At 35.6% G+C, this 13,312-nt stretch carries 8 protein-coding genes; 6 read left to right on the top strand and 2 right to left on the bottom strand.

The annotated features are described in order from the left end of the window. Positions 1-10: 10 nt before the first annotated feature. The 5 genes from ACECE_RS0222355 (at position 11) to ACECE_RS0222375 (ending at position 6,436) form a co-directional block, all read left to right on the top strand. Complete coding sequence (locus ACECE_RS0222355) at positions 11-1,555, top strand: stalk domain-containing protein (protein ID WP_010251269.1); 1,545 nt, start codon at positions 11-13, stop codon at positions 1,553-1,555. A 74-nt stretch (positions 1,556-1,629) separates the two neighbouring features. Then, the gene (locus ACECE_RS0222360) at positions 1,630-2,925 is read left to right on the top strand and encodes a glutamate-5-semialdehyde dehydrogenase (protein ID WP_010251271.1); all 1,296 of its coding nucleotides are present in this window, start codon (positions 1,630-1,632) and stop codon (positions 2,923-2,925) included. Between the two features lie 254 nt (positions 2,926-3,179). Beyond that, positions 3,180-4,826, top strand: coding sequence for a S8 family serine peptidase (locus tag ACECE_RS29810; protein WP_010251273.1), 1,647 nt, complete (start codon positions 3,180-3,182; stop codon positions 4,824-4,826). Between the two features lie 146 nt (positions 4,827-4,972). Further along, entirely contained in the window at positions 4,973-5,530 is a 558-nt protein-coding gene (locus ACECE_RS0222370; RefSeq protein ID WP_010251275.1) for a dockerin type I repeat-containing protein, read from the top strand. A 150-nt stretch (positions 5,531-5,680) separates the two neighbouring features. Further along, on the top strand, positions 5,681-6,436 hold the full coding sequence (locus ACECE_RS0222375) for an MBL fold metallo-hydrolase (RefSeq protein ID WP_235715996.1): 756 nt from the start codon (positions 5,681-5,683) through the stop codon (positions 6,434-6,436). A gap of 29 nt (positions 6,437-6,465) precedes the next feature. Here the strand turns inward: ACECE_RS0222375 and ACECE_RS29815 are convergent, their stop codons facing one another. Next, positions 6,466-7,311: an alpha/beta fold hydrolase gene (locus ACECE_RS29815; protein ID WP_010251279.1), complete on the bottom strand. Its 846-nt coding sequence runs from the start codon at positions 7,309-7,311 to the stop codon at positions 6,466-6,468. Between the two features lie 41 nt (positions 7,312-7,352). Beyond that, positions 7,353-8,204: an AraC family transcriptional regulator gene (locus ACECE_RS0222385; RefSeq protein WP_010251281.1), complete on the bottom strand. Its 852-nt coding sequence runs from the start codon at positions 8,202-8,204 to the stop codon at positions 7,353-7,355. A gap of 348 nt (positions 8,205-8,552) precedes the next feature. On the opposite strand from ACECE_RS0222385, the gene ACECE_RS0222390 reads away from it, so the two are divergent. Then, positions 8,553-13,184, top strand: a complete 4,632-nt coding sequence (locus ACECE_RS0222390; protein ID WP_010251283.1) for an S-layer homology domain-containing protein — start codon at positions 8,553-8,555, stop codon at positions 13,182-13,184. Positions 13,185-13,312: the final 128 nt, after the last annotated feature.

Here is a 13,312-nt window from a genome sequence, read left to right on the forward strand (position 1 = left end):
GGTGGAGATTATGAAAAGTAAAGCATTGGGAGCATTTTTGATTGCAATAATTATTATAACCTCTTTTTCATGCGTTCTTGCAGAGGATAAAAAACTAATACTGGATAACGGTGGGAATTCATTAAATGCTCCGCAAATAGTAATAGACAAGACTGTATATGTTTCAGCAGTACCGGCGTTGGAGTTTCTTGGATGGAATGTGGTGCTAAATTCTTTTGAAAGATCTGTTAGCTGTACAAAGGATAAGAGTCAGCTCATTTTTAAAGCAGGTAGTACTGAAGTAAGTCTGGACAGTAAAACTATAATACTTGACAAGCCTGTAGCTATTTCGGATGGTATTATTTATGTACCGAGCAAGTTTATAGCCAGGGAGTTTGGAGTACAAATCAGGTGGAAGAACAAAGAAAACCTCATAATCTTATCAGAGTATGATGAAGATAATGTATATATTGAGGGAGAAGGAAATATAGTTATAGCTGGGAACGGTATCATTGTGAATGTTTTTGAGCCTTACACAACCGATACGATATATGACATGCTTGGTTATGCAGACAGGCTTCTGAAAAAGAATGATGCTGAGGAAGCTATTGAGAGTTACAGGGACATTCTTGAGAACATAACTTCTGATGACAATCCCGAATTATATGAGCATGTATTAATTAATATTAGTAATGCATATTGTCTTATGGCTGAAATGAAAGATGTCAAGAAAAATATAACATTTGCAATTGATCATTATGAAAAGGCACTTGAACTTTATAAAGCAGAAAATGTTTTTGACAGTAATGCTTCTGTTCTAAACAATCTTGGAAATGCTTACAGGGTTTTATATGAGATTACTGGTGACAGAAAAGATTTGGACAGGTCTGCAGATTTAATAAATCAGGCATTAAAAACTTATGATGGAAAAGGTTTTTGGCTTGATAATGCGTTAGTTAATTATAATTTAGGTTTGACATATCATGACCTTGGGTTAAAGGACGAAGCTTGTAAAAGCTTGAATGAAGCAATTCTTTTATACAAGAAAGCTCTGGACCTATATACATTAGAAGCTGATTCTTACACTTGTGCAATGATACATTATAACTTAGGGAACATCTATACAATAATTTCTGAGACTGAAGATCCGGAAATGAACCTTAAAGGGTCGATAGCAGCTTATGAAGAAGCGTTAAAAGCATGGAGTGTGGAAAGTTATCCCCGAAATTATGCTAAAGTACATAAGCGCATAGGAGAGGCATATAGGAGAATGTATAGGATTAATGGGGGCATTGAAAGCCTAAAACTTGCCATGACTGAGTATCAGGAGAGTTTAAGGCTGTTCTCTTTAAGAAAGTACCCGGTAGATTTTGCAAAAACTTATACAGATATAGGCGATATGTATTTAGAGTTATCCTACTTTGAAGATGATTATAAAATGCTGTTTGAAGCTATTACTTCGTATCATAAGGCACTAAAAGTTTTTGGGCCTGTTGATTACCCTGTTTATTGTGAATATATTGGAGGGAAATTAGCTCAGGTTTATAGAATTTTGATAATGAAAATGATGTTATGAGAATTTTGTGTGTTGCGAAAGAATGAATACTGTTGTATCATTTATATAAACTAAATGATTTAAAGGTGATGTATATGGATATTAAGGAAGTTGCATATCTTGCAAAGAAGGCATCGATTAAGCTCGCAGCAGCTGATACTGAACTTAAAAATAAATCCTTGAATGAAATTGCAAGGCTGATTGAATTACGAAAGGAAGAAATCTTCAAAGCAAACCAGGAAGATATTCAAAGGAGTGAAAAAGAAAACCTTGCTTCTCCACTATTAAAGAGGCTTAAGTTTGACGACAACAAATTATCCGAAGTTATTAGTGGGATAAAAAGCTTGATTGAGCTTCCAGATCCAGTTGGAAAAACAATTGCTTCATCTGAACTGGATGAAGGGCTGGAGCTTTATAGAGTGAGCTGTCCTATTGGTGTAATAGGGGTGATATTTGAATCAAGACCTGATGCTTTGGTTCAGATATCAACGTTGTGCTTGAAAAGCGGTAATTCTGTGCTTTTAAAGGGTGGAAGAGAAGCTATAAATACTAACAAAGTACTAGCTGAGATAATTAGGGATGCTTCAGAAAGTGTAGGCATTCCATCAGGCTGGATACAGCTTCTTGAAACAAGAGATGATGTAAATGAAATGCTCAAAATGGATGAGTATATAGATCTGATAATTCCTAGAGGCTCTAATGAGTTTGTCAGATATATTATGGAGAATTCCAATATTGCTGTTTTAGGTCACGCAGATGGTATATGCCACTGTTATGTTGATGCTGGAGCAGACGTTAAAATGGCTGTCGGAATTGTTGTTGATTCCAAAACCCAATATGTAGCAGTATGTAATGCCACTGAGACTTTACTTGTGCATAAGGATGCAGCAAAAGAGTTTCTACCTATCCTAAAGGCTGAGATGCAAAAAAAGAACGTTGAACTTGTTGGCTGTGATAGAACAAGAGCTATAATAGATGTGCCTGCTGCAACTGAAGAAGATTGGAAAACCGAATACCTTGACTATAAATTGTCGATAAAGGTTGTAGATAGTGCAGAAGAAGCAATAGATCATATAAATACTTACGGTTCAGGGCATACCGATTCAATTATATCAAGCAATAAAGAGAACGTTGAATTGTTTATGAACCTTGTTGATTCTGGAAATGTATTCTGGAACTGTTCTACACGTTTTAGTGATGGCTTCAGGTATGGTTTTGGCGCAGAGGTAGGAATAAGTACAAATAAGATACATGCAAGAGGACCGGTCGGATTGGATGGTCTGTTGATATACAAATACAAGCTTGTAGGAAATGGACACATCGTTGCTGATTATGCCAGCAAAGCAAGAAACTTTACGCACAAGAAGATTGATAAGGATTTTAAATTGTAATTTGATAAGGTTATACAAAGAATAAATATGAGTGGGAGCGTTGAAAACTACTTTAATGTAGGAAGCAATGCTCCCTTGTTTTGTTTAGAAATGAAGAAATTTGATAGTCCTAAGTCCTAAATCAATAAACATTCAAGAAATATTCAAGTTTTGTTCAAGCCACTAAGTGAGAATTTGTTTTATAGTAATATCTCAGGTATTATACAATCAGAGTTACAGTCGAAAGCAAGTACCTGACTGTGGGGCTAGAGTTTATGCTGGATATCGCAATTATTGATGATGGAATAAATGAAGGACTATATTGTTTAAATAGTCTAAAATATAATATAGAAATTACTCAGAACCTTGAGATAATAACTAGAGACGGATATGATAAGTATTCTTCAAGTCATGCCACAATATGTGCAGCAATAATAAAAAAGTTTGCTCCTGAGGCATCGATTAGCAGCGTTAAGATTCTGAATGATAAGAGAAGGTGTCTATGTAAACAGCTAATAAAAGCAATAGAGTGGTGTATTGCGAAAACAGTGAAAATAGTTAATTTAAGTTTAGGGACTATTTATTTTGATGATTACCCAGAATTGCTTAAGATTATTAACTATGCCGCTAAAGAAGGGGTAATTATTATTGCGGCGTGCAGTAACCAACGTGTAATGACTTACCCATCAAGTTGTACTAACGTAATAGGTGTAAAAACAGATTTTACGTACAAACTCAAAGGAGAAGGATACATTTATAACTTTTATCCGTATGACGGTATTGATATTACAAGCTGCAGTGTATTTGATCTGGTAAAATATAATGGAGGAGTATCTCGCAGTGATTTATGCAACAGTTATGCTACTCCATTTATTACTGCAAAGGTATATGAAATTGTAAAAGGAAATCCGTATATTACTGTTGATGGCGTTAAGGCAAAGCTTATTGATGGGTCAGTGAATAGAAAGGATAAAACTGAACAGTCACACTTAATTAAAAATGTAGATTGGGTAGAAAAGGCTCTTTTGATTAATCTTAATAATCTTACAATCCAACTTCCTAAATATAATCATAATTATAAAATAGTTGATCAAATCAATTTAAAATGTGATTGTTATTGTAGTGCTATAAAAAACATAAGAAATTTACTGGATGAAACCAAAAGAATTATTGTGGAATTTGATACGGTTATTTTAAATGCTAATAATTTTGCTTGTGTACATGAAAAGTGTGCGAGTGAGGATTTATTAAACGAGATAATTAGTAGAGGTAAAAATGTGGTTTATCTTGATGATAATGAAATAAATAAAGAGCTGAAGCTTTCTGGTATAAGTGAAAAAACAAAGATTTGGCATCCATCTATATTTAATTATTTAGACAACCCTGCTACAAGGAGTATGGGTATTCCATTAATCTGTGTGAATGACTTTATGGGTGATAAGCTTATGGAGTTACTAGATGAGCTTGGTAAGAAGTTTAGAAATGATAAATATAACGTAGTACTAGCAAGTGATACATGTATTGGAAACTTATTTGGAATAAATTATTCACCGCTTTTTAACCGATCAAAGTTTAACAAATACGATCCTGCCAGACTTCAAACATTGTGTGGATTATACAATCCTGATGTAATTATTTATGGGATCAATGCAATTTCCAAAGATTTCGATTATTTTAAATATAAAAATAGCTCTTTTGAAGTAGATATAGAAATTGTTATAACTGAGAATTATGACGAAATCAACAAGTTTATAAACTTTTGTTGGGACAAAAACAGTCAATTAGCACTGCTAATACCTGAAAAATCGTTTAGGGATAAAGAATTATGCACCAATAAAAATATTACAATTTTTGATTTATGTAGCAAATCCTTTATAAATGACCTATATAAATATATAATTAGCTTTTATAATGATAATTAAACATTAAAATGTATATTAAAAATTTTAATTCTAACAGTTAAATTATTTGTAAAAAATATGTTTGATTTTGTTGAAAAGATGTATAATTTTGTTAGGAAGATATATATTACGGGTTTAGATGTGGTTAATTTAAAAGGGGGATTATAATGAAGAGATTCAATGAAAGACCTTTGTGTTTGGTTTTTGTAGTTGCATTTCTGTTAAACACGTTGATGATTAGCTCTGTATCAGCTGCTGGGATTGCCATGCCTGAAGGAAAAGGCGATATTAATGGAGATGGCAAAGCTAACTATTATGACGGTATTATCTTTAAAAGTGTTTTACTTGGACTGAGAACATTTGCTGATAGCACTGCTCAAGAGCAAGCTGATGTGAATGATGATGGCGATTGCGATTCTAATGACTATGAATACTTTTTATCACTTGCTCCAGTGAGATCTGTTTGGGGTGATACAAACAACGATGGACAATTAAGTTCGATTGATTTAGGTTACTTCCGGTCATACCTTTTAGGGTTTGAAATACCAGTTGAGCCGATTTTCCGTAAGGAATATATATGGGATGTTAATGTTGACGGTAAAATTGACAGCATAGACTTTGCATATATAAGAGGTTTTATTTTAGGTACAATCATAAAGTTACCTATAGAAGACTATGTAAGAAGCCCAATAATAGATCCAGTAACAGGTCCAATATTAAATTAAACAAATAATAAAAGACTAAACCTGTATATATTCATCTCTTAATGGAAAGGGCAAAAAATCTCGCCCTTTTCCTATGTTTGCAAATAACATGAATCATAATATAGTATATATAGATTGTTGAAATTAATATAAAATTTGAAAGGGTTGATAATGATGAAAATAGCTGAAGGCTTAGAAATACTTGAAATACCAGCGGTTCTTATGAATGGGCCGGGTGTTATTCATCCTTCTCTTATTTGGGATAATGATGAAGTAGTACTAATAGATGCAGGGCTTACACATCAAACTCACCAATTTCGTGAAGCTATTGAGAAAGCCGGTGTACAATTTGAACGTTTGAGCAAAATAATTATCACTCATGCCGACGCTGATCATGTCGGTGGCTTAGCTGGCATTTTGAAAGAATCAACTCAAAAAATCACAGTATTTGCACATGAAAAAGAAAAACCATATATTGAGGCTGAAGTTTTACCGCTTCGATTAGAACAAATGGATGCTCAGGCAGCTGCATTGCAGGGGGAGTTGGGGCAGCAGATGAAAAAACTGTGTGATGCTCTTAGGGCCAATTACAAAATGTTAAAAGCAAACGTTGATGTGACTGTAGACGACGGACAGGTACTTCCTTATTGCGGTGGAATTACAGTTATCTATACTCCGGGGCACACATTCGGGCATATCTGTATTTACCATCACAAGAGCAAAACCCTTATAGCAGGAGATGCTTTCAATGTTGAAAATGGGGAACTGGTATATGCACCAGCGTTTACTCTTTTTGACAAAGACAAGTATAATGAGTCTATAAAAAAGCTTACCAAGTATGACATCGAAACGGTAATTTGCTATCATGGCGGAGTTTATAGGGATAATCCCAATGAACGTATTGCCGTATTAGCAGGGGAACAGTAGAGTTTTAAGTGCAAATTATTTGAACTGTCCTATGAGGTTTGAGGGGCAGTTTTTTGATCTTTACATACTGCGGTTTTGAGAAAATCCAGCACATATCTGTTGAATTCCTGAGTTTTTTCTACAAAAGGCAAGTGACCGCAATCAGACATGACAACTTTTTTTGAGTTTTGTATGTTTCTACAAACATATTCCCCGACCTCTATGTTAAATGCTTTGTCCTTATCGGAAATTACAATCAAGACAGGAATAAGTATTTCTTTTAATCGCTTATTGGCAAGGGGTTTTTGAGGTATAGCCAGATTAAAGTCCCAACTGTAAAAATTCTTTTGAGTTCTAACTGTCTCAAGTACTTTTTCCCTGGCTTCCTCCCTGTGTTCAGGCGGAAAAAAGTATTCCCAGAATGGATTGTTTATAAATCTATCTATTGCAGCCTCAAATCCTTTAGATTTCAGACAGAAGATGTTTTTCATTGCTTCAAACATCACTTGCAGCGGATAATGGCATCCATTTACAGATGGAGCAACCAGTATAAGCTTATTAACCAATTTCGGATATTGCAGGGCAAAATCAATCGCAACACTCCCTCCTGAGGAAGACCCGATAATATTGGCTTTTCTTATTTCCAATTGATCAAATAATGCTTTTAAATCCTCGTGATGTGAAAAAGCAGATTTAGGAGTATCAGACTTGCCATATCCTCTTTGGTCATACCATATTACTTTGTAATAATCAGCAAAACAATCTACCTGGTAATCCCAGATCCTGGAGTCATTAAAATTGCCATGAATCAAGATTAACGGTTCTCCTTCTCCCTTCGTGGAATAGAACAATCTACCGTTGTCAATATTTAAGTAATTGCTTTTAATGTTATTCATAATATATTTCCCTCCAAATGATCAAACCAGTTTTCCACGTCCTATGATCTGTTAATTTTAATTGGAACCCACAATTCCTCCTCTGGACTGTGCCCATGTAAATTGTAACACTCGATACACGGCAAATCCTCCAGCTCATAACCTGATATGGGTAGCCATTCAATGTATAACCGTTTCCAGGCCTCAATAACGTTTGGAAACACTGCCCATGTACTTTTAGGTATTATCATTTTTTTCATTTCAGCAAAATCTGGATTGTCATAGCGAACTCCCATAAGATAATTAAATTTGGGGTCTGTAATGGAAGCTTGTTCTCCACAAATTCCTAAAACTCCAGCAAGCTTGCATTTAGGGTTTTCCCATGACATATCTATTAATTTTTTCAGCAAGCCATTCTCACTGGCTTTCCTCCACAGTTCCGGAATGGTTTTGAAGGCATCCTCTGTTACAACAGGCTCCTTTATTCCAACAATCAAACACTCAAAATCTAATTCTTCAATCCTGTACTCCATTTCAGTCTGTCCCCTTATTGTAAGTTGAAAGGACATTTTGGGATAAGCTTTTAATTGTATTCCCCTTAACCGGGCTGCTGTCGGCTTAACTCCATGAAGATTATAGAATGCCCGGGCAAATGAATCGGGAGAATCATAGCCATATTTTAATGCAACATCTATCACGCGGGCATTGGTGCTTTGAAGCTCAAATGCCGCAAGAGATAATCGTCTTCGTCGTATGTACTCGGACAAAGATATTCCTGCTATTGAAGAAAACATTCTTGGAAAATGGTAAGTTGAGCAACATGCCAGTTTTGCTGCTTCGTTTATATCAATTTTATCGGATAAGTTTTCTTCTATATAACTCATCGCCTTATTCATTCGTTCAAGCCAACCCAATTTATCAACCCTCTCAATACAATAATAAATTAAATGGAATAATTCTCCCCGACTTTCAAGGCACAAATATGTCGGATGCCAATTTTGATTGTCTATATCCATATTTTATCAAATCACACGCGTTTTCGTCCATGATAACAAGGTTTATTAAGATTATACAAATATGCTACGAATGTTTTATGAAGAGGTTGAAACTCAATTTAAAATCTCTGAATATCCTACCAAATCTATAGCTTCGAGGTTTGCTGGAATAAAAATGAGATTTGACTAATAAGGTATAATGTGTAAAAATGTATGTGTAAAAATACAAAAATCTAAATAAATATTGTTGGGGGGAATAACTTAATTATGTTCAAGAAACAAGATTGTGGCAGAAAAATAATGTCTGTCATACTATGTTTATGTTTAATGCTTTCATCCGCATTAAATGTAATGGCTGCTGAACCAGACCAACTAACTGGTGCAGCTAGTAAAGCAAATGAGTGGCTTGCTGAAAATCAGGATATGGATGGAAAATGGGCTGCAGACTTTTACACTGACTGCATGTTTTATACTTCTGAAATCAGCAGATATTTAAAAAACGAAGGTGTTTTAAATGCTGTTGTAAGTAAAGCTGAAGTTTATTTAAAGGCTCTTAAAGAGGAGAAAAGCAATAACTATTTTGCTGCATTAATTGCAGGAGCTTTAGATGAAGGATATCGCAAGGAAATTATCAATTCTTTGATTTCTGCACAAAAATCTGATGGTGGTTGGGGAACAACAGATTATTATGAAAGTGATGTATCTGATACTATAAATGTTCTCAAAACGCTAATAGAACAAAACTCCGATATTAATTCCATAAAACAGGGGATTGATTATTTGCTTCAGAAACAAAATTCTGACGGAAGTTGGTCAGTTATTGATGGAAGCAGCGGAAACATAGCTTTAACTGCGGAGGTTGCAATTGTAGTAAATCAATTCAGTACCGTCACAGGACTTACTTCTTCAAGTCTTGAGTCTGCTATGATAAAAGCAGGAGCATATCTGGAAGCAAATCTGGGTACTGATGGCACGTGGGGTACTGATGAGGGTTCAATTGAAGATACTCTTTTAGCTTATAGAGCAGTGTTGCTTACAGTTGGTACCGGGCCAGTTAGCACAATAGAAGATACTATTATTGGTCTTCAGAATGAAAATGGCAGTTGGTATGATGATGGATATATAACCATGCTTGCAGCCAAAGCCTTGAAAGAGAGAAGAACTTTGCCGGTTGCACAGATTAATTATATAAAACTATTCGCTGCTGCAACTGACGGAAAAAAAGTTGAGTCATACAGTTATAATCCTTATGAGTCTTTCGATATTGAGGTTGATACCAAAACCGATAATATTGACTCAAAAATGTTTGTATTTATTAAAAAACCTGATGGTACAGCTGTATCATTGCCTTCAAATGGTGCTCCATCGTGGAATACAGCTAATAATCTTGCAGGCGTATACTCCGTGGAAGCAATTGTTAAGGACAATTCAACTGGACGTGTAATGGCAAGACTTGAAAAGAGCTTTACAATTAACCCGGGATTTAGAGCCGGAAATGTAGTTGTTTCATTAAAACCTCACTTTACGCGTGTGGATAAGCCTGTAAAGGTTAATGCCGAGATTTCTGTAGAGAATTTCTCAAACATTAACAAACAGGTTGAGGTTTGCACAGCAGTTTATAGTGAAGATAAAATAATTGCGTCTGCCAGCAAAATGGTGGAGTTTGATTTAGACGATCCGATGCCTATATCAGGTACAATTTCATTTGATCCTGATGTTTCATCCGAAAAGGATTATATTGTAAGGTCTTTTGTATTTGACGGTTCTAAAAAAATAGCTGAAGGACAGGATACTTTTAAGGTTTTGCCGTTGGCAGATTCACAGACTTTTGACTATAACCTTATGCCTGGTGAGGAAGTGTCGGAGAACCTGAATGTTGTAATACCGGAATTGCCCCCGAAAGCAGACGTAATATTCTCATTTGACTTGACAGGAAGTATGGGAGGTATATTGAGCACTGCAAAGGCCAGAGCAAAAGCCATAATGACCGAACTCAACAAACTGGGTGTTGATATAAATTATGGGGTTGTATCATATATGGATTATCCTAATGGTTCCTATGGTTATTCAGGTGATTACCCATACAAGCTTGACTGCGCACTTACAGAAAGCACAGCATCAGTATCAGATTCTATTAATTCGTTGTATCTTGGAAATGGTGCTGATTCACCAGAGTCTTATACAAGAGTTCTTTATGAAAGCTATGCTGATACAAATATAGGATGGAGAAATGGTGCAAAGAAAATCTTTGTAAACTTTGGTGATGATATTCCTCATGATAATAATATTAATGAAGGTATGCCAGAGTTGACAGGAATTTATGATACAGGAAGAGATTTAGGACGGGATGGTTTGATGGGAACTGAGGATGATCTTGACCTTCAGAAAGTTCTTTCAGAAATGGCTGATAACAAAATTGAACTTATTGCATGCCAAACTAATGGAGCATGTGGAGATTACTGGAAATATTGGGCTGGCTTGACTGGTGGTAAACTATATGACACAAATTCTGCCGATATGGCAAATGATGTAGTTAAAGCAGTAACTGACAGCTTAACATCTGCTGATATAAAAAATCTTAAGTTGGTACCTTCTGTTGGTGGCGATGAATGGATATACCGAATTACTCCAGAGTCATATTCCGGTAAAACAAATACTGTAGTTCCCTTTAATGTTTTTGTCAAAGCACCGTTAGGTACAAAAAAAGGTTTGTATACCTATGATTTAGATGCAATAGATATCAATGGGGTTAAATATGCTACATATAAGTTTAATATTGATGTTGTTACAGATGAAGTTGCGCCTACAATTCGTACTGTGATTTCAACAAATAAGGGACAATATTTACCTGACCAAAACGTTGATATTAAAGCATCTGCAAAAAATATTACCAATACAGAAGCGGATTTTACTGGCAAAGTGGAAATTGTTGATTCTAAGGGCAAAGTTGTTGATATGATAGAAGATAATATAAAAACGCATTGGGGAGCCAATGAAACAAAGGATTTGAACTTCAAATGGAATACAGGCAAGTCCATTGCAGGAAGATATAAGGTGAAAATTACATGGACAAACGAGAAAAACGAGTTTTCAGCTTATTGTGAATTTGCAGTAAGTCCCGATGGACAGGTGAAAAATTCGGTAAGTACCGATAAGATTTCCTATTATGCTAATGAAAGAGTTAATATTCTTGAAACCGTTACAAATACAAGTAAAAATGCCATTGTTAGTGATTTGTATGTACAGACAAGAATAGAGGATTCAAAGGGAAAATCAATATGGAGCGATGAAACATTATTGGAAGAACTTTTACCAGGCAACAAGACAAGGATCAGTAAAAACTGGATGGTGGAATATACTGAACCCGGTAACTACAATGTGAGGTCATCGGTATATGAAACAGTTTATGGAGAAGTATATTATGCTGCTGCTGTTTGCAGCAGTGTTACAGCTTTTGAAATTCTTCCTTCTGATGGCACAAGACTCGGATTGATTGGTAAAATTGAGGCGGCGCCTAAAATTATTGCACCTGATGGAAGTGTTGTATTCAGCCGTACTTTGAGCAATACAGGAAACACAAATATTGATACAGTTAATAGAAAAGTAATAATTAAAAACCCTGTTACAGGAGAAATAGTTGACACAATAGCAGATACTGTATCATTGCCACTTGCAAAGACTATTTCTGATTCAATAACGTGGAGCAAATCAGGATTAAAAGAGGGAGATTATCTTGTAATCTATCAGGTAGAGTTGGCTGATGGAACTGTTATAGTATTGGGAAGCACCGGATTTAAGGTCGTAGGTAAAGTTATACCAACTCCGGCTAAAACTTATACAAGCGATAAGAGTACTCCAACACCGGGAACTGTTGTTATTCCAACGGAAACCATTCCTGCGGCAAATCCCGCAGATGTGGGGATTTCAATATTAGCAGATAAAACATTGTACATGGAAAATGAAGAAATAACATTTACAGTTAGGTACAGGAACGTACTTGAAACGGGAACAGGAGCTTTCAAAATAACTGCAGACATACCAGAAGGTACAACGATTTCAGATGCTGGAGACGGCAAAGTTGCCGGAAACACGATTACATGGGAAATACCTGGTTTCTTAAGCAAAAGCGTGGCTCAGAAGGTTTATAAGGTAAAAGTCGGCAAAATTGATAAGAGTGAGATGCTTATACAGAATACTGCAATAGTAGCTGGGGCCAGCGGGTTGATAAATACAGCAGATGATACTTCAACAATAAAAGTCATGGCTCGTACTGCAAGGTTAGGTAATTTAATACATACTCCTTATATCAAAGGCTATCCAGGAGAGGTATTTATAGCTGAGAATGACCTTACCAGGGCAGAGGCGGCTGCTATATTTGCCAAAATTATGGAGTTGGGCTTATCAGAAAGCAGCAAGAATAACTATAAAGATGTTAGTGATACTCATTGGGCATGCAAATATATAGGTGCTGTGACGGAGGCAGGTATATTTGTGGGGTATGGAGATGGTACATTCCGACCTGAAGCTAAAATTACAAGGGCAGAGTTTGCAACAGCTATCGCTCAATATTTAAAGCTTAGCAATGTAACTCCTTTTGAAGTAAATTACAGTGATATTAAAGGTCACTGGGCACAGAATTATATAGAGGAAATAGTGAGGTTTAAGTTTATAGAAGGGTATGAAGACGGAAGTTTCAGGCCGCAGTTGAATATAAAGCGTTCAGAAGCGGTTACAATGATAAACAACATGCTCTTTAGAGGGTCATTAAAAGTGGATGCTTCTACTTTCAAAGATGTTAAGACTTCAGACTGGTTCTTTAGTCAGGTGGAAGAGGCTGCAAGATACCATGAATTTACCCTTGATGAAAATAATAATGAAATAATAGTGCAAAAGCAATAAGAAGATTGCAGTGTCTAGTATCTATCTGTACTGTTATTCTTGAAAGTTTGCTTTTGGTGAACTTTCAGGAATGCAGTGCACGATTTGGCAGAAAGAACTGAAAAAGTCGAATTTATTATAAATGGAGG

Origin of the sequence: Acetivibrio cellulolyticus CD2, from assembly GCF_000179595.2 — a bacterium.
GTDB lineage: Bacteria > Bacillota > Clostridia > Acetivibrionales > Acetivibrionaceae > Acetivibrio > Acetivibrio cellulolyticus.